The 23024-nt window shown below is 65.0% G+C and carries 21 protein-coding genes and 1 pseudogene; 9 read left to right on the plus strand and 13 right to left on the minus strand.

Annotated elements, in window-relative coordinates:
• Positions 1-66: 66 nt before the first annotated feature.
• Positions 67-1407 (minus strand): MFS transporter, encoded by a 1341-nt coding sequence (locus tag PWP93_RS26305; protein WP_421046656.1) that lies wholly within the window; start codon positions 1405-1407, stop codon positions 67-69.
• A gap of 216 nt (positions 1408-1623) precedes the next feature.
• Here PWP93_RS26305 and PWP93_RS26310 point away from each other — a divergent pair, with 216 nt between their 5' ends.
• From PWP93_RS26310 to PWP93_RS26340, 7 genes are all read left to right on the plus strand, one after another.
• Complete coding sequence (locus PWP93_RS26310) at positions 1624-2811, plus strand: CaiB/BaiF CoA transferase family protein (protein WP_421047003.1); 1188 nt, start codon at positions 1624-1626, stop codon at positions 2809-2811.
• A 45-nt stretch (positions 2812-2856) separates the two neighbouring features.
• The gene (locus tag PWP93_RS26315; RefSeq protein ID WP_421047004.1) at positions 2857-3546 is read left to right on the plus strand and encodes a carboxymuconolactone decarboxylase family protein; all 690 of its coding nucleotides are present in this window, start codon (positions 2857-2859) and stop codon (positions 3544-3546) included.
• Between the two features lie 102 nt (positions 3547-3648).
• A complete protein-coding gene (locus PWP93_RS26320) occupies positions 3649-4404 on the plus strand; it encodes a GntR family transcriptional regulator (RefSeq protein ID WP_421046657.1) in 756 nt (251 codons plus the stop codon).
• Between the two features lie 186 nt (positions 4405-4590).
• On the plus strand, positions 4591-5208 hold the full coding sequence (locus PWP93_RS26325; RefSeq protein WP_421046658.1) for a glutathione S-transferase N-terminal domain-containing protein: 618 nt from the start codon (positions 4591-4593) through the stop codon (positions 5206-5208).
• A 4-nt stretch (positions 5209-5212) separates the two neighbouring features.
• Complete coding sequence (locus PWP93_RS26330) at positions 5213-6121, plus strand: amidohydrolase family protein (protein ID WP_421046659.1); 909 nt, start codon at positions 5213-5215, stop codon at positions 6119-6121.
• Positions 6122-6151: 30 nt separating this feature from the next.
• Positions 6152-6913: an enoyl-CoA hydratase-related protein gene (locus PWP93_RS26335; protein ID WP_421046660.1), complete on the plus strand. Its 762-nt coding sequence runs from the start codon at positions 6152-6154 to the stop codon at positions 6911-6913.
• A 14-nt stretch (positions 6914-6927) separates the two neighbouring features.
• Positions 6928-7203, plus strand: coding sequence for a hypothetical protein (locus PWP93_RS26340; RefSeq protein WP_421047024.1), 276 nt, complete (start codon positions 6928-6930; stop codon positions 7201-7203).
• Here the strand turns inward: PWP93_RS26340 and PWP93_RS26345 are convergent.
• The 12 genes and pseudogenes from PWP93_RS26345 to PWP93_RS26400 form a co-directional block, all read right to left on the minus strand.
• The gene (locus tag PWP93_RS26345; RefSeq protein ID WP_421047005.1) at positions 7182-8345 is read right to left on the minus strand and encodes a M20 aminoacylase family protein; all 1164 of its coding nucleotides are present in this window, start codon (positions 8343-8345) and stop codon (positions 7182-7184) included. The two genes, PWP93_RS26340 and PWP93_RS26345, sit on opposite strands and share 22 nt — an antisense overlap.
• A gap of 93 nt (positions 8346-8438) precedes the next feature.
• On the minus strand, positions 8439-9896 hold the full coding sequence (locus PWP93_RS26350) for an aldehyde dehydrogenase family protein (protein ID WP_421046661.1): 1458 nt from the start codon (positions 9894-9896) through the stop codon (positions 8439-8441).
• Positions 9893-10066, minus strand: a pseudogene (locus PWP93_RS26355) (FAD-dependent oxidoreductase); the annotation flags it as partial. The pseudogene PWP93_RS26355 and the gene PWP93_RS26350, both read right to left, overlap by 4 nt.
• A gap of 129 nt (positions 10067-10195) precedes the next feature.
• On the minus strand, positions 10196-11521 hold the full coding sequence (locus PWP93_RS26360; protein WP_421046662.1) for an NAD(P)/FAD-dependent oxidoreductase: 1326 nt from the start codon (positions 11519-11521) through the stop codon (positions 10196-10198).
• A gap of 2 nt (positions 11522-11523) precedes the next feature.
• A complete protein-coding gene (locus PWP93_RS26365; RefSeq protein ID WP_421046663.1) occupies positions 11524-12258 on the minus strand; it encodes a cupin domain-containing protein in 735 nt (244 codons plus the stop codon).
• A gap of 118 nt (positions 12259-12376) precedes the next feature.
• Positions 12377-12823: a helix-turn-helix domain-containing protein gene (locus PWP93_RS26370; protein ID WP_421046664.1), complete on the minus strand. Its 447-nt coding sequence runs from the start codon at positions 12821-12823 to the stop codon at positions 12377-12379.
• Positions 12824-12846: 23 nt separating this feature from the next.
• A complete protein-coding gene (locus tag PWP93_RS26375) occupies positions 12847-14124 on the minus strand; it encodes an NAD(P)/FAD-dependent oxidoreductase (RefSeq protein WP_421047006.1) in 1278 nt (425 codons plus the stop codon).
• A gap of 196 nt (positions 14125-14320) precedes the next feature.
• Positions 14321-16195 carry an ABC transporter ATP-binding protein gene (locus tag PWP93_RS26380; RefSeq protein ID WP_421046665.1) on the minus strand — a complete coding sequence of 625 codons (1875 nt, stop codon included), beginning with the start codon at positions 16193-16195 and terminating at the stop codon, positions 14321-14323.
• Entirely contained in the window at positions 16195-17151 is a 957-nt protein-coding gene (locus PWP93_RS26385) for an ABC transporter permease (RefSeq protein ID WP_421027938.1), read from the minus strand. The genes PWP93_RS26380 and PWP93_RS26385 overlap by 1 nt, the downstream gene beginning before the upstream one ends.
• 30 nt (positions 17152-17181) lie before the next feature.
• Positions 17182-18135: an ABC transporter permease gene (locus PWP93_RS26390; RefSeq protein WP_421027939.1), complete on the minus strand. Its 954-nt coding sequence runs from the start codon at positions 18133-18135 to the stop codon at positions 17182-17184.
• Between the two features lie 49 nt (positions 18136-18184).
• Positions 18185-19771, minus strand: a complete 1587-nt coding sequence (locus tag PWP93_RS26395) for an ABC transporter substrate-binding protein (RefSeq protein WP_421046666.1) — start codon at positions 19769-19771, stop codon at positions 18185-18187.
• A gap of 291 nt (positions 19772-20062) precedes the next feature.
• On the minus strand, positions 20063-20731 hold the full coding sequence (locus tag PWP93_RS26400) for a haloacid dehalogenase type II (RefSeq protein ID WP_421046667.1): 669 nt from the start codon (positions 20729-20731) through the stop codon (positions 20063-20065).
• A 454-nt stretch (positions 20732-21185) separates the two neighbouring features.
• Between PWP93_RS26400 and PWP93_RS26405 the strand changes: the two genes are divergently transcribed.
• Both PWP93_RS26405 and PWP93_RS26410 read left to right on the plus strand, forming a co-directional pair.
• Positions 21186-22046: a GNAT family N-acetyltransferase gene (locus tag PWP93_RS26405; protein ID WP_421027942.1), complete on the plus strand. Its 861-nt coding sequence runs from the start codon at positions 21186-21188 to the stop codon at positions 22044-22046.
• 10 nt (positions 22047-22056) lie between these two features.
• Complete coding sequence (locus PWP93_RS26410) at positions 22057-22983, plus strand: 2-hydroxyacid dehydrogenase (protein ID WP_421046668.1); 927 nt, start codon at positions 22057-22059, stop codon at positions 22981-22983.
• The last annotated feature ends 41 nt before the right edge of the window (positions 22984-23024 follow it).

Raw genomic sequence — 23024 nt, forward strand, 5'->3', positions numbered from 1 at the left:
GTTGATAGTTACGTAATGGTGTTGTGAAGCGATGCAGAGGATCGATCCTCGGCTCTGCGGGGCTGCTCAGACGTTTTTCGTCTTGTTCGGTTTGTCGTGACGACCCACCGCGACGACAGTCACGGCGCCAATCAGCATCAGGGCAGCAAGGTAATACTGGCCCGCGGCGAGCGTGTGTGTGGTCTGGTTGAGCCAGCCGATGATGCCAGGGCTGACGAGGCTGCCAAGTCCAGCAAGCGTGCTGATCAACGCAATCCCACCTGCGGCGGCTTCTTTGCTTAGATAGAGGCTGGGCATGGACCAGAACGGTCCCATGGCGGAAAACGTGCCGGCTGCGGTCACGATCAGTGCGACGACCGACAGCGCAGGATTTGCCGACACTAGCGGCAGAGCGGCCCAGCCCACCGCTGCGACCAGACCAGAAAGCGCGGCGTGCCACCGGCGCTCCTTGCGCGCGTCGGAGTGTCGAGCCACGAGGTACTGACAGACGAAGCCAGCGATGAAGGGGAGCGACGACAATACGCCGATCGTCCACACATCGGTAATACCAGTTCGGTTGATGATTGTAGGCAACCAGAAGAAAACGTTCGACGCGCCGGCGAGGAGCGCGACACCCATTCCTGTCAACAGATAAAAGCGAGGCGAGAGCAGCGCCTTTCCGAAGGATTTGTGGGCGTTGACGCTGCTCGCCTCGCGGTCGGCACGCAAATCGCGCTCAATGACGGCGACCTCGTCCGACGAGAGCCATGGCGCATTAGCTGGCGTATCATGCAGCCGCCGCATCACGACGAAGATCAGCAGCAACGGCGGCATACCTTCAATCAGAAAAAGCCATCGCCAGCTGTGCAGCCCTGCAACACCATCCATCGTGTGCATGATGATGCCCGACAGTGGGCCGCCGATCACACCCGCAATAGGAATGGAGGCCATGAAGAGGGCGGTAAAGCGTGCCCGGCGGGAGACCGGCACCCAGTAGGTGAGGTAAAGCAGAATGCCGGGGAAGAGTCCTGCCTCGGAAGCGCCCAGCAGAAAGCGCCAAAGGTAATAGCCGTTCTGACTGTTCATGGCGGCCAGCCCGGCCGAACACACTGCCCAGAGAACCATGATCCTGAGAAATGTCTTTCGGGCGCCGATTTTTGCTAGCAGCATGTTGCTCGGAATCTCGAAGAGCATGTATCCGGCGTAAAAGATGCCGGCCCCAATTCCGAACACTGTCTCAGAAAGCCCCAAGTCGCGCAGGAAGCTCAGCTTCGCGAAGCCGACATTGGAGCGATCGATAAAAGCAACGATGTACAGCAGCATGAGAAGCGGCATTAAGCGCCAGAGCAGCTTCTTATAGACGGCGTTTTCCGTCGTAATACCAGCGGATAGGTTGCCAGTCGGCGAGGTGGATGTCTGGATGGTCACTGCTGTCTCCGTCTTTGAACAGGCTCGATGCGAGCAAGCGCACTCGGTAGCCGAATTAGAGACCTTGGGTATATAAAAGTCAATAACATGACCTATAGGGTTTTTACGGGCGGTGTCGGGGTCCAGAAACAGACAAAATACGACGCATGGATCGTGACGTACGTTGAAACGACAACGAGTCGTCACGCGAACTATCGATTGGAATGGGAAAAGATCATGAGTGGACCCCTCTCTCACGTCAGAGTGCTCGACCTCAGCCGCATCATGGCTGGCCCCTGGAGTGGCCAGATCCTTGCGGACCTCGGCGCCGACGTCATCAAGGTGGAACGCCCCGAAGTCGGCGACGACACCCGCAGTTGGGGGCCGCCGTTCCTGAAAGCAAGCGATGGTACGTCGTCGAAGGAGTCAGGCTATTTTCTGTCCGTGAATCGGGGCAAACGCTCCGTCGCAGTTGACCTGGCGACCCCTGAGGGACAGGAAACCGTACGTGCGTTGGCGGCGCAGTGCGACGTTGTGCTTGAGAACTTCAAGGCCGGCGCCCTGAAGCGTTATGGCCTTGCCTACGACGACTTGAAGGCAGTCAGGCCGGACCTGATCTACTGCTCGATCACGGGTTTTGGTCAAGATGGCCCGAAGTCGGAAAACGCCGCCTACGACTTTATGATTCAGGCGATGGGCGGGCTGATGAGCGTGACGGGCGAGCGTGACGACGAACCAGGCGGGGGCCCGCAAAAGGTCGGCGTGCCCATCGTCGACATCATGACGGGCATGTACGCAACGGTCGGCATTCTCGCCGCGCTCGCAAGGCGCAACGAAACGGGCGAAGGCGAGTACATCGATGTGGCGATGCTCGACGTTCAGGTCGCGTTTCTCGCCAATCAGGCGATGAACTATCTTGTCTCGGGCAAGACGCCGGCTCGCAACGGCAACAAGCATCCGAACATCCAGCCGCAGGACGTGTTCAAGTGCCGAGATGGCTATCTGGTCCTCGCGGTTGGTAACGACGGCCAGTTCCGCAAATTCTGCGACGTCATCGCGCGTTCCGAACTGGCTGACGACGAGCGCTTTGCGACCAATGCCCAGCGCGTGCGTAACCTTCCGCCGCTGCTCGCGATCATTCGCGAAGCGCTGCTTAAAGACGACCTCGCGGTCTGGCTCGCCAAACTCGATGCCGCCACGGTGCCGTGTGGGCCGATCAACACCATTCCAATGGTTTTCGAAGACGCTCAGGTCAAGCACCGCGAGATGCTGCGCCATCTTCCTCATCCGGTCTCCGGCACCGTGCCTCAGGTCGTGAGCCCGATTCGGCTGCGCAATGCACCGTTGAGCTTCGACCGCGCACCCCCGACGCTCGGGCAGCATACGGACCAGGTGTTGAGTGAACTTGGCATTACGCGCGCGTGAAGCGGGCGATGCAGACCAAATGACATCAATTTGCAAGGACTGAACGTGGCGCGCATTCCCCTTTTTTCTCCCGAATCGATGACCGCCGAGCAGGAGCGCGTCTATCGGGCCGTCGTCGACGGACCACGCGGAACTGTCGTCGGTCCCTTGCGCGCTGCGTTGCATCGCCCCGACTTGGCCGACCGCTGGCAGCGGTTTGGAGAAATCCTGCGCTATGGAACGACTTTGCCGGCGCGGCTGACAGAACTGGCAATCGTTGTCACGGCACGGCGCTGGAACAGTCAGCTCGAATGGCATATTCACGCCGACGCGGGCCTGCGTGCTGGTCTGAGTCAAGCCGTGCTGGACGCGATCAGGACGGGCGCGCAGCCAGCATTTGATGACGCAGAAGAAGCTGATATTTACGAATTCGCGCGGCAGCTGCAACAGACCGGCAATGTCGATGAGGAGGTCTACCAGCGTGTCATGCATCGATGGGGCAACGTCGGTGTAGTTGAGCTTGGAGCGGTGATTGGTTACTACACGCTCGTGTCCATGACCCTCAACGTTCACCAGATCCCGTTGCCCGACGATGTGTCGCCGCCGCTCGCTCCCCTGCCCCATACGAACAGATCAGGCGAGGCGCTGCCAACTCTTGCGCGTTGTTCCTTGTCATGTCCGTCATCCGATGCGGAAGCCGGAAACGGGGACGAATCTGCTTTCCCTTCTGGTCGGACAGCCGAAAAAAGTCAGTAGGCTAGACTACCGGTTCTTTGGATTAAACTAAGAGGGCTCGCGGGCGCGGGCTGCTCTCGGCAGTCGCGCTGGAAGAGCCACTTGACATCATCCGGAGTTGGAATGAGCACAGAGGCGGCCCTGAAGGAACCAGCCATTGATTTCAGCCTGAGCGGGGTAGCCCGCTACATCCAGCTTGCGACGCTCTTCAGGAGGCGCATTGAGTCGGGTCAATGGGGTGTCGGCACGCAGATTCCGACCGTTGACGAACTGGCCGAAGAATGCGCCGTCGCTCGCGCCACGGTCCGGCAGGCGCTTGACATCCTCGAGGAGGACAAGCTCATCGAACGCTTTCGGGCCAAGGGTACCTTCGTCACTCAGAAGCCACAGAACCAGCTCTGGTGCGAGGTGCCTACCGACTTGTCCGGCCTGCTGCTCGCCGCGGAGGGGGCCAGCATCGAATTGCTGAAGTCCGAAAAGGGCGTCATGCCCACCAACATCCTGCACACCGGCGGCAAGCTCGCCCCTTCCTATCACCACTGGCGCCGACGCCATTCACGCGAAGGCCAACCTTATTATCTCGGCGATGCGTATATTGACGAGCGCCTGAGCCGCCGCATCCCGAAGTCCGCGTTCAAGCAGTACACGACCATGCGCATCCTGCGCGACATGCCGGATCTCAAGCTTCAGGAGATTCGCCAGACAATTACGATCGGCACCGCCGACATGGAATTATCACGGATGCTGCAGATCCCGCTCAATGCGCCCGTTGCCCATGCCTATCGCACTGCAACCGATGCCGATGGAAACATCGTTTTCGTAGGCAACGGCGTGTATCGGGGCGATGTCATCCGCCTGGATATCAAGGTCACGCTCTAAGTCTTATACGGGGCGCCGCCAGGCGCGGCGCTCGCAGTCCTCGTATCAGTGTTTTCACCCATGCGCTTTTCGGCGCCTTTAGGTCAAAAGGCCATATAATTGCCCTAACACGAAAGCAGGTCGTATCGCTGCACAATGACCTGGCCGAGGTTCGTGTGTTCCTCAACGCTCCTCAAGGACAAGCACATGAAACTGCATTGGTCGCCGCGCTCGCCGTTCGTCCGCAAGGTGATGGTATGCGCGTACGAGGCGGGTATCGCCGACAAGTTCGAATGCGTGCGTTCTCCAGTGGCAATGGATAAACCCAACCTCGATCTATTGCCCGACAACCCGTTGAGCAAGTTGCCTACGCTCGTTCTCGACGATGGATTCGCTCTGTTCGACTCATCGGTCATCTGCGAATACCTCGACACATTGCACGCTGGTGCGAAGCTCTTTCCTGTCGAGGGTCGCGAGCGCTTCGTCGCGCTGCAACAACAGGCTTTTGCTGACGGCTTGCTCGACGTGTTGCTGCTCTGGCGCCAGGAGCGCAACAAGCCTCAGCCGCAACAGCGCCCGGAGTGGCTCGCAGCTTTCAAGGTTAAGTCGACTGCGTCGCTCGATGCGTTGGAGAAACTGGCGCCGCAATTACGGCTTGACGCGATCCAGATCGGTGATATCGCCATAGCTTGCGTACTCTCCTACTACGACTTCCGCCTGCCCGATGTGCAATGGCGCAACGGCCATCCGATGCTCGCAGCGTGGCATGCGCGATTCGCCGAGCGCGACTCGATGCGCCGCACCGAACCTGGCGATGGAGAGTGAAGCCATGAGCGGTCTTATGGATCCCCTGCGCCCCGTGGAGGTCGTGCCCGCTCGGATGCCGAGTGCACCGAGTCTGCCGCTTCCCGAGGACGCCTGCGATGCGCATTCGCATGTTTTCGGTCCGTACCAGGATTTTCCGTTTGCGACACCGTCCAACTACCCGCCGCCGCTCGCGCCTTCAACCACCTATTTCGCCATGCTGGACACGATCGGCGCCAGACGCGGCGTGCTCGTTCAGCCGGCGCCGTACGGCACCAACAATGAGGCGCTCGTGGCGGCGCTCAAGGCGGGTGCCGGAAGGATTCGCGGCGTCGCAGTCGCACAGCGAGATGCGACCGAGGATGAGTTGCAAAACCTCCATAACAGTGGCGTACGCGCACTGCGCTTTAATGAAATGCCGAGTCCGCAGACGGGTAAACCGTTCGCGGGCAGTGTCGGGCTGGAGGTTGCGCTGTCGCTTGCGAGCCGCATGAAGGCACTCGATTGGCACGCTCAGGTTTGGGCGCAATGCTCCGACGTTCCCACCATTACTGAGAAACTCCAGCGGGCGGGATTGTCCGTGGTCTTCGAACACATGACGTGTTTCGATCCCTCGCTCGGGACCAGCCATCACGACTTCCAGAACATCCTCGCACTGCTGCGCGAGGGACGCATCGGCGTAAAACTGGCTCTGTGTCGGGTGTCGAAGCGAGCCCCGCACTATGAGGATCTGCGTCCATTCCACGATCTGATGGTCGAAGCGAACGCGCAACAGCTCGTATGGAGTTCAGACTGGCCTTACGTCCGAATGGGCGATGCTGCGCCGGACGTGGCCGACTTGCTGGATACATTCCATGACTGGGTGGATGACGCTTCGTTGCGTAAGACCATCCTTGTCGATAACCCCGCACGCATTTACCGGTTTGACGCTTGATTGCACTAGTCACTTCCCGAAAGGCAACCCATGTCACTGATTCTTGAAAAGCGCGACGGCATCGCGATCGTTACCATTGACCGGCCGCCGGTCAACGCACTCACCCTCGCGCTTTATGGCGAAATCGCCGATGTGTTCGAAAGCCTCGGTAATGAACTCGATGTCCATTGCGCCATCTTCACCGGTGCGGGCAATCGCGCTTTTTGCGCAGGCCTGGACCTGAACGAATTTTTGAGCGCAACGCCCGAGCAGGATCCCGAACGCGCGGCCATCGTGCGCAGGACGTTCTCCGCCGTCTACCGTTGCCCGATTCCCGTCATCGCCGCTGTCAACGGTCCGGCGCTTGGTGCCGGTTCCGTACTGGCCACAGTGTGCGACATTCGCATCGCTGCGAACAATGCGCGTTTTGGCACGCCCGAGATCAACGTGGGCCGCTGCGGTGGTGCGGCTCATCACGGCCGCCTTATTCCGCAGGGCGCGCTGCGTCGAATGTATTTCACCGGCGAACCGATCGAAGCGCAGGAAGCGTTCCGGCTGGGCCTGATCGATGAAGTGGTCGAGCCCGACAACCTGATGCCCGCGGCGCTGAAACTCGCGGCGAAGATCGCCGCCAAAAGCCCGCTTGGATTACGTTACGCAAAGCAGGCGCTTAACGACATCGAATCGATGCCGCTCGAAGCCGCTTACGAGCACGAGCAGGGTTACAGCACGAAGCTCATGTACACCGAGGATGCGCGCGAAGCGACGCGGGCATCGGTAGAAAAGCGGCCGCCGGTCTTCAAGGGCCGATAATCTTGTGCCCGGTCGTGGGACGCAGTGCGCCCGGGGCAGCCGGCGAATTCAGCGAGGCGGACATCGAAACCGCCGCGTTCACGATCTTCCTTCACCCGCGCGGGCTCGGGTGCGCGGCGGAAATCGACGATCATCTGAACCGCGGACGCAATATGGACGCACGCACGCCGGCCTCCCAGTGTGCGAGCGCCCTGCTGTCGAGCAGTGCGCATCGAACACAGCACGATGCCCCGCCCATTCAGCCGGTCTATGACGCCAAATCGGCGCATCAAGGCGATGGCTTGAAGTAATGCTGCGCCAACGCAACCCAATACCGGACGCCGGCCGAAATGATGTCGTCGTTGAAATCGTATCTTGGGTGATGCAGTGCCGGCGCGGCCGCGCCGTCCCGCGTATTGCCGATCAGCACGTAAGCGCCCGGCCGCTCCTCCAGCATGAAGCCGAAGTCTTCGGACGTCATGTTCGGCGGCACGTCCCGGTACAGGCGCTGGTCTCCGAACGTGTCGCGAATCACCGCTTCGCACAGCGCCGTCTCGGCTGGCGTGTTGACCGTGGCCGGGTAGTACTGAAAAAACTCCACGTCGACCAGCGCGCCATGAGCCGCGGCTAGTCCCTCGCACGCAAGCTGGACGTCGCGCTGCAGCTTCTGCTGCAACTCGGACGACAGCGTGCGAATCGTGCCGCGCAACTCGGCAGTGTCCGGAATGACGTTGTCCGTCGTACCCGCATGGAACATACAGACGGAAATAACGGCCGGATCGACGGGATCCTTGTGTCGCGCGGCGATGGTCTGACACTGCAGCACCATCGCGCACGCGAGCGGTACCGGATCGATGCCCAGATGCGGCTGCGCTGCATGCGCGCCCTTGCCCGTTACCGTAATCCTGAAGCGGGAGCCCGCGGCCATGATCGGGCCGGTGCGCAGCCCGAAATGCCCGGCGGGCAAGCCGGGCCAGTTGTGCATGCCAAACACCGCTTCGGTGGGATATTGCTCGAACAGGCCGTCGTCGATCATCTTGCGGGCGCCCGCGCCGCCCTCTTCGCCGGGCTGAAACACGAAATGAACGGTGCCCGGCAATTGCGGCAGTTCCTTCAGGATGCGCGCGGCGCCCAGCAACATGACGGTATGGCCGTCATGCCCGCACGCGTGCATGATCCCGTGCGTGCACGATGCGTGCGCGAAGTCGTTGGCTTCGCGGATTGGTAACGCATCGAGATCGGCGCGCAGCACGATGCCGCGGCCCGGATCCGCACCGCCCAGGCTCGCGACGACACCCGTGCCGCCCAGCCCGCGCGACACCGAATAGCCGAGCGCTTCAAGCTCGCGAGCGACGACGCCGGCCGTTCTGTGCTCCTCGAACCGCAGTTCGGGATGCGCATGCAGATCGCGGCGCAATCCGGCCCAGTGCGCTTGATGCGCGCTCAGCGACATTTCGGAATCAACGGAGTCTTCCAATTCAGGCACCTTCGGAAAGTCGATGGCTTACATCCTGTACTGTCGGCGCCTTTGCGCGCAGCGGCCGCGTCAGTCGTAGTATCCGAGGATCGACTTGACCTCCATGTACTCCTCCATCCCTTCGATCCCGTACTCGCGGCCGTTGCCCGATTGCTTGTATCCGCCGAATGGCGCCTGCGGATCCCACGCCGGATAGTTCAGATGCACCTGCCCCGACCGGATGCGCGCGGCCACCGCGTGCACGCGTTCCATGTCCGTGCCCTGCACATGCGCGCCGAGCCCGTATACCGTGTCGTTCGCGATCGCGACGGCCTCGTCAACGGTGTCGTAAGGCAGGATCGCGAGGACCGGACCGAAGATCTCCTGCTGCGCGATCGTCATGTCCGTGCGCACGTCCGAGAAAATCGTCGGTCGCGCATAAAAACCCTTGTCGAAGCCCGCAGGCCGCCCTGGTCCACCGGCGATCAACCTGGCGCGTTCGTCGAGGCCTACGTCGATCATCTGCGCGACCCGCCCGAACTGCGCGCGATTGGCGAGCGGCCCATGCGTCGTTGCTTCGGCGAAAGGGTCGCCGACGATGAGCCGCTGCGCTGCCGCGATGGCCTGTTCTTCGACCGCGCCGAGCACGTTGCGCGGCACGATCATGCGGGTCGGCGCGCTGCACGACTGCCCCATGTTCCGGAACGCGGCGGCCACGCCCGGCGCAATAGCCCGCTCCAGGTCCGCGTCCGGCAAGACGATGTTCGGCGACTTGCCGCCGAGTTCCTGCGCGACGCGCTTGACCGTCGGCGCAGCCGCCTGCGCAACCAGCACGCCCGCCCGCGTCGATCCGGTGATCGACACCATGTCGACCTCAGGGTGCGCCGAAAGTGCAGCGCCTACCTCCGCACCGCTGCCGCTCACAAGGTTGAATACGCCGGCGGGCACGCCCGCATCGGCGATCACTTCCGTGAACAGCAGCGCGCTGAGCGGCGCTAGCTCGCTCGGTTTGAGCACCACCGTACAGCCGGCGGCAAGCGCCGGCCCGACCTTAGCGGTGATTTGATAGATCGGCCAGTTCCATGGCGTGATCAGCGCGCACACGCCGATCGGCTCGCGCGCGATCGCGGTAGTCCCCCGCCGCGTGACGAACGAGTAGCTCGCGAGGTTGTCGCGCGCAACCCGGATATGTTCGGCTGCGAGCGGCACATGCGCGGCACGCGCATAGCCGATGGGCGCGCCCATCTCCATGGCGAGCGCGGTAGCAAACAGTTCCGCACGCTCGATGATCAACGCATGAATGCGGTCGAGCAGCGCGGCGCGCTCTTGCGGCGAAGTAGCCGACCAACGCTCGAACGCCCGGCGCGCAGCGCTTGCGGCCCGGTCGGCGTCGCGCGCGCTGCCGAGCGGGATCTCGCACAGTGTGCCCTCGGTGGAAGGGCACACGACCGCGAACCGGTCGCCGCCGTCGGGCACGCTCCAATCGCCATCGATGAAGAACCGGTCCAGCCTTCCGGCTTGCATCAGGTGAGTCACGGGAGAAATCATTGCAGGATGTCCTTGAGTCGATAGCACGCTCCGCCGAACGGCAGAAACCAGGGCTTTCCGAAGTGACCTGGAATCGCCGGCCAGTCAAAGCCCGTCCACGTTTTGAGACCGGCGCGCCTGCCCATGATCTCCGCCATCAGCGTCGCCATGTGCGTGCCGTAGCTCACGAATGGCTCGCACGTATCCAAGCCAGCATGAGCCGAAATGCATGACAAACTCCAGGGCTGGCGGACTGATGCGAGCCCATTCGATCCGCCTCATCCCGAGGCCGCCACCGTCATCCGCGTGACGGCCCCGCCCTAGAAATCGGCAACCTTACCCCACGAGGAATCGTTGAACCGGCCCGGCTGATACGGCACCGGGTCGACCAGCGGTTGCGCGCCGGTCGCGAGATCCGCGATGAGGTGCCCGGCGCCCGGTCCTATCCCGAAACCGTGGCCCGAAAAGCCCGCAGCGAGGATCAGCCCCGGCACGCCCGGCACCTCGCCGATGCCCGGCACGCCATCCGGCGTGCTGTCCACGAACCCGGCCCATGCGTGCGTGATCTTTGCGTCGCGAAGTTCGGGCAGGAGCTCGACGGCGCGGCGGTACGTTTCGTGGATCGTCCGCATGTCGGGCTTCGGATCCAGGATGCGTACCGCCTCCATCGGCGTGGGCGCATCGAGGCGCCAGCGCTTCAGCGATTCATGGCCGCCGCGCATCCCTTCGAGGCCGCCCGGCAGTAGATTGCGCCAGCGCTTCGCGAACATCGGCACGAATTGCGGCGCAAAGCGCAGGAACTGTTGCGTCAAGTCCACGCGCGCGCGGCCGCTGATTGCCAGGGCGTAGCGTCCGTCGCTGCGGCGCGTAACGGAAACGCCGGACGTGTACAACGCATCCGGCAGCGGATGCTCGACGGGCGAAACGCTCAGGATCGACTGACGGATCGAGGCCTGCGGAAAACGGATGCCGAGCTGGCGGCAGAACGACGACGCCCATGCGCCACCGGCGAGCACGACCGTCCTGGTCTTGATGACGCCCGCCTCCGTGACGACGCCGCTGACACGCCCGCCCTCGAGTTCGATGCCGCGCGCCGCGCAGTGCTGATGGACACTGCCGCCGAGCTTCATCAGTGCGGTGGCCACGGCGGGTGCGGCCTTCCCCGGGTCGGCCGTGCCGTCGCTCGGCGAGAATACGCCGCCTTTCCACTGCCGCCCGGTCGCGTGCCCACGCTCGGTGGCCTGCTTGCCGTCGAGCATGTACGTTGTCACGCCCGCGGTCTTCGCGAATTCCCCCCAGCTGGCCCAGCGGGACAGCTCGGCGTCGTCATTGCTCAGATACAACAGCCCGCAGCGATGAAAGCCCGTGTCTTCGCCGGATTCGGCCGCGAATCGCTCCCACAGATCGATGCTCTTGCTCGCCATCGGCAACTCGCGCTCGTCGCGGTTTTGCTGCCGGCACCAGCCCCAGTTGCGGCTCGACTGTTCCGCGCCGATTCGCCCCTTCTCGACGAGCGCGACCGACACTCCGCGCCGGGCGAGGTAATAGGCGGCAAAGACGCCGATGATGCCGCCGCCGATCACGACGACATCGGCCAAAGCGGGCGGCGTGGCCGGAGTTGCGATATGGTGCAGCGGAGGGGACATGATCAGTCTCGCTCGGTGGATGCATTGACGTTCTGCGCGACGTAGAACTTCGCCACGCGTTCGCTGCTTTCCCAACCGATCGATGCACCCCGCGGCACGAACAGCGCGTCACCGGCACCGAGCGACAGTACGCTGCCATCGGGCGCGGCGAACCGTACGCCGCCGTCGAGGAGGAGCATGAACTCGTTCACGCGATGCGCGCGGACGATCCGGTGATAGGGCGTCGAATCCCACGTGCCCGCGCAGTACGCGGCGCCGTCGTCGACGAACACGTTGTCGCTGCGGCATTGCGGCGCCGGGCCGAGCAGCACCTCCGCCGGCAGCGTTGCGGACGGTTTGAAGTCGGCGTCGGCATGTAGCGCAAAGAGGCCGCGCTTCGTCGGTGTCGTGCATGCGGCCGCGCAGAACATCAGCAGCACCCGCGATTGCGCGACGATGCGAAGCGCGGTGCCGCCGCCGATGACGGCGCCTTCTCGCGGGCCGAGCACCAGCGGCGCGGCCCCGGCCGCCTCGAGCGTCAGCTCCCCTTCGACGACGATGATCGTTTCAATGTGCGGAAAGCTCGGCACGTCGAGCTCACCGACGAAGCCGATACGCCCCGCGGCCATCGCGTCGGGCCCCTCCCATGCAATCTCCCGGTATTGCGCGAACGGATCGCTCTCGCCGAACGCATGCTTGCGGAATGCGGTTGAAGAAGGTGCGCCGTCGGCACGGTGCAACACGAAAGCTGCCGTCATTTCTGCTCCTGTGCAGTGCGTGACGGTCTGACTGAAAACGCCACGCAATATCGGAAATCGTCGTTCGCCGGCTCTCCTGCCGGAAATCTTAAGGTCTACATACCATCTGTGATCGTTCTTACGCCGCGTGACACGTCGCTTCACGGCCTTCTGCGCACGTGCGCGTTTGCGACGTGCGCGTTTGCGACAGGCTCGCCGTCGCGCAGCCTTCCCGCGCGGCTACGTAATCACGCGGCGTGATCCCTAGCACCCGCCGGAAATGTCGGCACAGATGGCTCTGATCGAAGAAGCCGACGTCGGTCGCGACAACCGACGGCGCGAGACCGGCGCGCAACAGGTCCTGCGCACGCCGTACCCGCACGAGGCACAGATACCTGTGCGGCGACAACCCGGTTTCGCCGCGAAAGCGCGCAGTGAAACGCGACACGCTCAAGCCGGCTACCGATGCGAGTGTGTCGAGGTTCAGCGGCTGCGCGAACGATGCGTCGATCGTGCGCAGCACATCGCCGATCGCCGGCGATATGGGCCGCCCGGCACGAGCCAGGCCAACGAATTGCACTGTCATATCGAATCCTCCCGGCGCTCGTTTCAGTGCAGGAAATCCTGCATCCGGTAGTACGCGCCGACGAACGGCAGGAACCACGCGTGGCCGAAATGGCCGGGCATCGCGGGCCAGTCCAGCTCGCGCCACGGATTCGACGCGGCCGCGCCATACAGCACATCAGCCATCACGCGGCCCATATGCACGGACATCTGCACGCCGTGGCCGCTGTAGCCCATCGAGTAGTAGAGCCCGTCGTGCTGGCCCGCGCGCGGAAGGCGGTCGGCGGTGATGTCGACCAGCCCGCCCCAGCAGTATTCGAGCCGCACGTTGGCCAGTTCCGGGAAATAGCCGGCCATACCAGCACGCAGGATCTCGCCGCTTCTCGCGTCGGAGCGCGGGCTCGACATGGCGAAGCGCGCGCGGCCGCCAAACAGCAGCCGGTTGTCGTGCGTCACCCGGAAGTAGTTGCCGATCTGGCGGGACGTCACATACGCACGGCGGTTCGGGAACAGCCGGTTCAGCTGCGTGTCGGGCAGCGGCTCGGTGACGACGATGAAACTGCCGACCGGCGCGATGCGTCGCCGGAACCACGCGAACGGCCCGTGCTGCGATGCGCCGGTCGCGACCAGCACACGATCGGCGATGATCGTGCCACGCGTGCAGGCGACCGTATGGCGCTCGCCGTCGAGCCGCTCGAGCTGCGTGACGGCAGCGTGCTCGAAGATTCGTGCGCCGGAGCGCACCGCCGCCTGCGCCAGGCCGACGCCGAATTTGCCCATGTGCATCTGCGCGCCGTTGCTCTGCAAGAGCCCGCCGTAGAAACCGTTGGAATCGACTTCATCGCGGATCCGCGACGGCTCGATCAGTTCGATGTCCGGATCGACGTCCCGTCGCAACAGCTCGAACGTCTTCGCGAGTCCTGCGAAATGCTGCGGCTTCGCAGCGAGCTTCAGCTTGCCCGCACGCCGGAAGTCGCAGTCGATCGCATGTTCTGCGACGATCGACTCGACGCTCTTCACTGCGCTCTCGTATGCGCGATAGAACTGCTTCGCCGGCTCGGCGCCGAGTCGCGCGACCAGCGACGCGTAGTCCTGCGCAACGCCGGTGTTGCACTGGCCGCCGTTGCGGCCCGATGCTTCGCCCGCGATCTGCGCGGCCTCCAGCAGGACCACCGATGCGCCGCGCTGCGCGAGCGCGAGCGCCGCCGACAATCCGGTGAAGCCACCGCCGATCACGACCACGTCCGCACGCCCTTCGACGGGCCCTTCGCTGCCGGCCCCAAACGCGGGGCGGGTATCCAGCCAGTACGATTCCAGTTTCATCGAATCCTTCTCGATCATTCGTGCGACGACCATCGGCGACCGTCCATTGCAAGCCATTTAATCACTGTCCGAAAGCGCAGTTGCCGCGCATTTGCGTGCGGAACGCGTACAAATCGCCGTTTTGCGCGATCGCCGCAGCAGACTATGCGGAACGCCGGCTACCGCGGCACGCGGGTGACAAGCCGCGTATCGCACCCTACGGATGCACCGGCTGCACCGGCGCGATGCCAACCTGAAGCGGCTCGGCCTGGAAGCGCGCGAGATCTTCCTCGCTGCGATGGCACAGCACCTGCGCACCGTTCTCGAGCGTGCGCAGCGCCGGCGCCGTCCGGTTGCAGACGCCGTCCACCCGCATCGCGCAGCGCGGCAAGAACGAGCACAGCTCGGTGTCAACTGTGCTCGCGCCGATCGGCACCAGCGGCCGGTGGCAACGCTCGCCGGCTTCGTCGAGCCAGCCCGCGCGCAGCTCGGGCGCAGACGACACGAGCAAGTGCGAATACGGGTGGTAAGGCGGCGCACACAGCGCGTCGCGGCTGCCGGTTTCGACGCGGCGGCCCGCGTACAGCACGACGATGTCGTCGCTGATCGCGCGCACCTTCGCAATGTCGTGCGTGATGAACACGTACGACACGCCGAGCTTCGCCTGGAGCTCGCGCAGTAGATCCATGATCGCGGCTCCGACCACGGTGTCGAGCGCCGACGTGACCTCGTCGCACAGAATCAGGTCGGGCTCGGCCGCGAGCGCGCGTGCGAGGTTCACGCGCTGCTTCTGGCCGCCGGACAGCTCGCCGGTGCGCCGCGCTGCGACCGCCTGCGGCAGCCGCACCAGTTCGAGCAGCTCGGCGACGCGCTGCCGCGCGCGCGCGCCCCTGATCCCGTGATAGAACGCGAGCGGCCGCGCCAGCGTACGCTCGACCGTATGCACCGGATTGAGCGCGGTATCGGCGTTCTGGAACACGATCTGCACGCGGCGGTGCTGCTCTTTCGTGCGCTTGCCGATGTCGAGCGCGAGCGGTTCGCCGTCGAGCAGGATCTGCCCGCCCGTCGCCGGCACGAGCCCCGCGATCACCTTCGCGAGCGTCGTCTTGCCGGAGCCCGATTCGCCGATCACGCCGACCGTCTGTCCGCGCCCGATGCGCAGGTCCACTTCGTGCAAGATCACCTTCGCGGGCCAGCCGTTCGCGGCGCGGCTGCCATAGCCGGCGATCACACCGCGCACATCGAGCAGCGGGCCCGGTGCGGCGGGCGTCGGTTTCTCATCTCGTTGCGCATCGCTCGGCGTGACCGCCGCGATCAGGCTCTGCGTGTAGGGGTGCGTCGGCGCATGCAGGATCTGTTCCGTATCGCCGGTTTCGCGGATCACCCCGTCGCTCAGCACCACGATCCGGTCGGCCATTTGCGCAACCACGGCCAGGTCGTGCGACACGTAGACCGCGCTCATCCCGCAGCGCCGGATCACGTTCTTGAACGCCTGCAGCACGTCGATCTGCGTGGTCACATCGAGCGCGGTGGTCGGTTCGTCGAGGATCACCAGCTCCGGATCGGTGATCAGCGCCATCGCGGCCATCAGCCGCTGCAGTTGCCCGCCCGACACCTGGTGCGGATAACGCTTGCCGATCGTCTCCGGCTCGGGCAGCGCGAGCGCGCGAAACAGCTCGACCGCCTTCGCCTGCGCTTCGCGCTTCGTCAGCGTCCGGTGGATCAACGCGCTCTCGATCACCTGGTCGAGGATCGTGCGCGACGGGTTGAACGCGGCAGCCGCGCTCTGCGCGATGTATGCAACCTTGCGGCCGCGCAGCGCGGTCAGCGCCTGCGCCGGCAGCCTGCAGACGTCGATGCCGCCGAGCTTCACCGAGCCCCCGGCGATGCGGCAGCCGGCACGCGCATGGCCCATCAGCGACAGCGCGATCGTTGTCTTGCCGGAGCCCGACTCGCCGATCAGCGCGAGCACCTCGCCGCACCCGATGTCGAAGTCAACGTCGTGGACGATCGTCGTTTCCGCGCCGCCCGGACGGCCGCCGACCACGCGCAGCCCGCGAACCTCGACGAGCGGAGTCGATTGATCTCGCATCAGTGTTCTCCCGCGGCCACGGCTGCGCCCTTGCGGCGGCCGCGATGCGGCAGGCCGTCGATCAGGAGGTTGACCCCCACCGTCAGGATTGCGATCGCGACCGCGGGCATGATCGCGACGGCCGAGCCGTCGCCGAGGCTGGCGATGTTCTCGCGCACGAGCGAGCCGAGGTCCGCATACGGCGGCTGTACGCCGAGCCCGAGAAAGCTCAGGCCGCTCAGCAGCAGCACGACGAACGTGAAGCGTAGCCCGGTATCGGCGAGCATCGGGTGGATCATGTTCGGCAGCATCTCGACGCACGCGATGTACAGCGCGCTCTCGCCGCGAGCCCGCGCAACCTGCACGAATTCGAGCGTGCTGATGTTGACCGCCAGCGCGCGCGCGATCCGGTACGAGCCCGGCATGTAGCTGACCGCGGCGGTCAGGATCAGGAGCGGCAGCGACGAGCCGAACGCGGCGACGAACATCAGCGCGAACATCTTCGACGGAATTGACGTGAGCGCGTCGAGCAGTCGGCTCATCGTCTCGTCGACCGCGCGGCCCGACACGGTCGCGAGCAACCCGAGCGTCGTGCCGGTCAGCGCGGCGAGCAGCACCGCCGCGAGCGCGAGCAGCACGGTGAGCCGCGTGCCGTACAAGATCCGGCTCAGCATGTCGCGGCCGAGGAAGTCGGAGCCGAACGGCAGCTTCGCGCTGAACGGCGCGAACACGTCCGACGTGACGATCTCGCCGACGTCGTGCGGCGCGAGCAACGGCGAGAACGCCGCGATGAACAGCATCAGGCCGACCATCGACAGCCCGACGCGGCCGCCGGCCGTCAGTTTCATGCGCGGCGCGCGGCGCCTGGGCGGCTGATCGGGGGAAGGCGCGGCCGGCGGCACGCCGCCCCGCGGCGGGGGGGGCTCGCTTGACGGCTGCAGCGTGCTGCTGCGTTGAACGGATTCGCTCGGGTGCATGGTCGGTATCTCTGTAGAAGGACGAAACACTCAGCTGCGCAGTCGCGGGTTTGACACGATCGAGCACAGATCGGCGAACAGCACGAGTGTCAGGTAAGCGACGCAGAAGATCAGCGTGCAGGCCTGAACCAACGGGAAATCACGGTTGCCAACGGCATCGACCATCAGGCTGGCGAGGCCGGGATAATTGAAGATCGTCTCGACGACGATCACCCCGCCGAGCAGATACGACAGGCTCAATGCGATCGCATTCGCGATTGGACCGATCGCGTTCGGCAGCGCATGACGCAGCACGACTCGCGCGGGGCTCGCCCCCTTGAGCACGGCCATTTCGACATACGACGCGCTCAGCTGCTCGATCACCGCGGCGCGCGTCATCCGCGCCATCTGCGCGATCACGACCGCGCACAGCGTCAGCACAGGCATCGCATACGCACGCAGGAAATCGTGCACGCTGTCGATCGGGCCGCCGTACGACAGCGCGGACAACCACCGCAGCTTCACCGCGAACACGAGCACCGCGACCGTCGCGATCAGGAATTCCGGCGTCGCGACGAGAGACAGCGTGCCGAGGCTGATCACTCGATCGATAGCCGACTCGCGCTTGACTGCAGCGACGATGCCGAGCAGCAGCGCGATCGGCACCGACACGGCGGTCGTGATTGCCGCGAGCGCGAGCGACTTCGGCAGGCGTCCGCCGATCATCTCCGACACCGGCATATCGCCGGACAGCGAACGGCCGAAATCGCCGTGCAGCAGCCCCGCGAGCCAGTGCAAGTAGCGCACGTGCGCCGGCAGGTCGAGGCCGAACTGCTGGCGCAGCGCGGCGATCGTCTCCGGCGTCGCCGACTGGCCCAGCGCGGCCTGCGCGGCGTCCCCCGGCAGCAGGTTCGTGATCGTGAAGATGATGGCGGACACGATCAGCAGCGTCAGTGCGGTTACCGCGATGCGCCGGCCGATCAGCGCGACGAGGATTCGGTTCATGAAGCAAGACTCCCGAAAAAGCCGCGCGCGGCGGCGGCAAGCGACAGCGTCAGGCGTTCCACCACACGTACTCGGCGAACATGCCGCCCATCATCGGGCCGGTGGGGATCGAACCGAGGCCCCCGAGCCGCTTGTCGTACCCGTCGAGGAAACTGATGAACGCGGGGATCCCGACCCGGCCCTGCTGCGACACGATCGTCTGCATCTCGCCGTACATCTGCTTGCGTTTCGCATCGTCGGTTTCGGAGCGAGCGGCAAGCAGCAATTGGTCGAAGTTCGCGTTGTTCCAGCCCGACTCGTTCCACGGCGCGTCCGACTTGAAGAACTGCGTGAACAGCACATCGGCACTCGAGCGCGGGTTGATGTTGCCGAAACCGAGCGGATGCTTCATCCAGTGGTTCGACCAGTAGCCGTCGGCCGACACGCGGTTCACCTGCAGGTTCAGGCCGATTTTCTGGCCGGCCTGCTGCAGCAGCACGGCCATCTCGATCGAACCGTTCGCGTCGGACGTCGCATAGATCGGCGGCAGCGTGGTGCCAAGCGCGCCGGCCTTCTGGAACAGGAATTTCGCCTTGTCCGGGTCGTGCGGCCGCTGCGGCAGCGACGCGTTGAAGTAGCGATGCCCCGGCGGAATCGGCTGGTCGTTGCCGATCACCGCGTAGCCGCGGAACACGGCCGAGCGGATCTGTTCGCGATCGAACAGGTACTTCATCCCTTCGACGAAATCGGGGTTCGCGGTAATCGGGTTTTCGCTACGCACGATCAGATCGGTATACAGGCCCGACTTGGTTTCCTTCAGCGCATAGCCCGGCGTGGATGCGACCCGCTGCGTCGAGCGCGGATCGATCGCGTTGACCAGGTGCACGTCGCCCGAAAGCAGCGCATTCAGCCGCGCTGCGCTGTCGCTGATGCCGATCAGCTCGATCTCGTCGAGATGCGGCATGCCCGGCTTGAAGTAGCTGTCGTTGCGCACGCCGACCGTCGACACGCCCGGCTTGAACGTCTTCAGCTTGTAAGGGCCGCAGCCGATGCCGGTCGAGAAGTCGGTGGTGCCGTCCTTGACGATCACGAACTGCGGCGTCGCGAGGATCACCGGCAGGTCCGCGTTCGCGCTGGCGAGCGTGAGCGTGACTTCGTCTGGGCCGCTCGCCTTCGCGTCCGCGAACTGGTCGGCGAGCGTCTTGACCTTCGACGCGGTGGTCGGGTTCTTGTGGCGCATCAGTGAAAACACTACGTCGGCCGGTCCGACCGGTTTCCCGTCGTGGAACGTGACCCCCTTGCGCAGCTTGATGACCCACGTCTTCGCGTCTGCCGTGTGCAGCGACTCGGCGAGATTCATCTGCGGCGTCAGGCTCTGATCGAGTTGCGTGAGACCGCTATAGAACATGAAGAAGCGGATGTAGTCCGCGCCCGTCGAGCCCTTGGCCGGATCCAGCGTATCGGCCGTCGAACTGGCATCGTTCGCGACCCGGATCTTGCCGCCGCGCTGCGGCGCGGGCGCGGCGAAGGCAGTCCGGGGGTGCACCAGCAGTCCGCCGGCGCCGGCGGCCATCATGCCGCTTGCCGCCATGACCCGCATCATGTCGCGGCGCGTGAAGCCACCGTTGCCGCCGCCGTTGTCGATATCGTCGCTCATCCGAACTGCTCCTGACTGTGGTAAGTGGATCGTGGGGTCCAGCGTGGTTCTTCAACCCCGCCGCGCCCGCTTGCTGGTGGCGGGCGTGACGTCGTGCGCATGCGATTCATTTAAGCACCGCCAAAATGCGGTTTGTCGCGATTCGGGCCGCCCTCACGATATGAATCGACCGTTTTGAGCCATCCGCGCAGCATTGTTTGCTGCGTGCGCGCATGTATCGCCGTTTGCCGAACGCAGAATGACGGCCGCCGCCTGTTAACCGTTCGGTACAGAATTCGGCGCGGGCGCTGCTTACAGCCCGAGTTGCGTCGCGAGATGGCCGATGTCCGACACTTCGTAATAGTTGTAGAAAGGCGTGCCCGGCTCGTGGCCGCGATTGACGAACGCCTTGTGCTTGATGCCGAGATCCTCGGCCGTCATCAGGTCGTAGCGCAGGCTCGACGACACGTGCAGCACATCCTCCGGCTTGCATCCGAGCTTGTCGAACATGTATTCGAAGCCCCGCATCCGCGGCTTGTACGACTGCGCCTGCTGTGCGGTGAACACCGCATGGAACGGCGCGCCGAGCTTGTCGACGTTGCTCATGATCTGGTCGTCCGACGCGTTCGACAGGATCACCAGCCTGTATTTCGTCGCGAGCCGCGACAGACCCGCGGGCACGTCCGGGTGCGGACCCCAGGTCGGCACTGCCAGATAGAAGCGCTCGGCTTCGGCTTCGTCGAACTTCACGCCGACCCGCGCGCAGGTGCGCCGGATCGCATTGACGACGACGTCGCGAAACGGCTTCCACGCGCCGAGCACCTCGTCAAGCCGATAGGCGGCGAACGCGCGCACGAACTGTTCGAGCGCGACCGGCGACAGCCTGTCCGCGTAGACCTCGCGCGCCATCTCGGCCATTCGGAAGTGGATCAGCGTGCCGTAGCAGTCGAACGTGATGTACTTCGGTTCAAATTGAATCATGGTGACGTCCTGTCGGTGTGAAGCCCCGGCAGGGCCGGGGACGGGCTGGGTTCAACGAAATTGAATCAGGGCAATAAGTCGTTCGCGCATCGTTCGGCGCGGCTCCAAACGCAGAATCGTCGCGTATTGCACGCAGCGAGCAGCACGATCTGCCGCGGCCGAACGAAGCGCTGCCGTGGCCTTCGCGGTCCTGCCGCGCGGCCTCCAGCGGTGCGGCATGGCGACGAACGACGACGCCGCCATGCTTGCATCGTAGTGGCATGCGCGCAGCAGAAGCTGCCGGATCGATGCGCCGCGGCGGCACGAAACGCGCGTTCGTCGGCACCGGGCACGCCGGATTGCGTTGATTTCGAACGCGCGGCCACTGCCGCGGCGAAACAGGCGAATCGTCCTATCCGGGCCGCACCGGCGCTGGCAGAGTGAGGACGTCATTTCTACCGCTTTGGAGTCTGGCGTGGCCGACCTCAATCCTTCCCGCACGCTTATCTATCGCCCGTTCACCGAAACCGACCTGCCCGCCGCGCATCGACTGTCGGAGGCGGTCAAGTGGCCGCACCGGCTCGACGACTGGCGCTTTGTGTTGCAGCTCGGCAGCGGCTTCGTCGCCGAGGACGAATCCGGCGTCGTCGGCACCGCCCTCGGCTGGCCCTTCGGCGACGCGCACGCGGCGCTCGGCATGGTGATCGTGTCGCCCGGGCATCAGGGCCGCGGCATCGGCCGCGAACTGTTCTCGCGTGTTCTCGACAGCCTCGGCACGCGCACGATATTCCTGCATGCGACGCCGTCCGGAGAACCGCTCTACGCGAAGTTCGGCTTCAAAGCGATCGGCACGATCGATCAGCACCAGGGCGCGGCGTTCCAGCCGCCGCTGATCTCGCTGCCGCCGGGCGAGCGCCTGCGACCGCTCGGAATCAACGACGGCCCGCGCCTGGCCGCGCTCGCATCGCGCGCGGCCGGCTACGAGCGCGGCGCGGTGATCGACGCACTGCTCGACTTCGCAAACGGGATTGCGCTCGATCGCGATGGCGAACTGCTCGGCTTCGCGCTCTTTCGCCGCTTCGGCCGCGGACATGTGATCGGCCCGGTGATCGCGCCTGACGCGCTGCGCGCGCAGGCGCTCATCAGCCACTGGCTCGCGCTGCACGAGGGCATGTTCCTCCGTCTCGACGTGCCGGGCGACAGCGGGCTGTCGGACTGGCTGCAGGGGCTCGGCCTGCCGCGCGTCGATACCGTCGTCGCGATGGCACGCGGCGCTGTGCCCGCCCGCGAACCAGCGCCGCGGGCGTTCGGGATCGTCAGCCAGGCGCTCGGCTGAGCAGTACGGGATGAGTTTCCTGTACAAATCCGACCCGGTACGGGGCGCGCAATGGGCTCAGCGCTTCGCACAAAAAGCGCCCGACCTCGCGTTCCGGATCTGGCCCGACATCGGCGATCCCAACGCCGTCCGCTATCTTGCCGCGTGGCAGCCGCCGGACGACCCCGTCGCACTGCTGCCGAACCTCGAGGTCGTGTTCTCGGTGGCGGCCGGCATCGACCAGTTCGATCTGTCGAGCGTGCCCGCGCATATCCCCGTCGTGCGGATGATCGAGCCGGGCATCGTCGAAGGCATGGTCGAGTACGTGACGCAGGCGGTGCTGACGATCCACCGCGACCTGTTCGACTACGCGGCGCAACAGCGCGCGCAGGTGTGGGGCGAGAAGCCGGTGCGCGCGGCCGCGTCGCGCCGCGTCGGCGTGCTCGGCATCGGCACACTGGGGCAGGCCGTGCTCGACATGCTGCGCCGCTTCGGTTTTCCGTGCGCCGGCTGGAGCCGCACCCCGCGCACGCTCGACGGCGTCGACTGCTACGCGGGCGACGCGGCGCTCGATGCGTTCCTCGCCCGCACCGACCTCCTGATTTGCCTGCTGCCGCTCACCGAGAGCACGCGCGGGCTGCTCGGCGCGCGCGTGTTCGACGCGCTGCCGGCCGGTGCATCGCTCGTGCAGGTCGGGCGCGGCCCGCAGCTCGACGCGGCCGCGCTGCTCGCGGCGCTCGATGGCGGCCGGCTAGACAGTGCGATCCTCGACGTGACCGATCCGGAGCCGCTTCCGGCAGGCCACCCGTTCTGGACGCATCCGCGCATGCGGATCACCCCGCACATTGCCAGCGCAACGCGGCCCGGCACCGCGGTCGACGCCGTGCTCGCGAACATCGCGCGCCATCGCGCAGGACAGCCGATGATCGGCGTGGTCGACCGCGCGCGCGGCTACTGACGCGCGCGCTGCCCAGCGAGGCGTACAGCAGAAAATGCGGA

The sequence above is a fragment of the Paraburkholderia sp. A1RI-2L genome, from assembly GCF_048957375.1.
Lineage (GTDB): Bacteria > Pseudomonadota > Gammaproteobacteria > Burkholderiales > Burkholderiaceae > Paraburkholderia.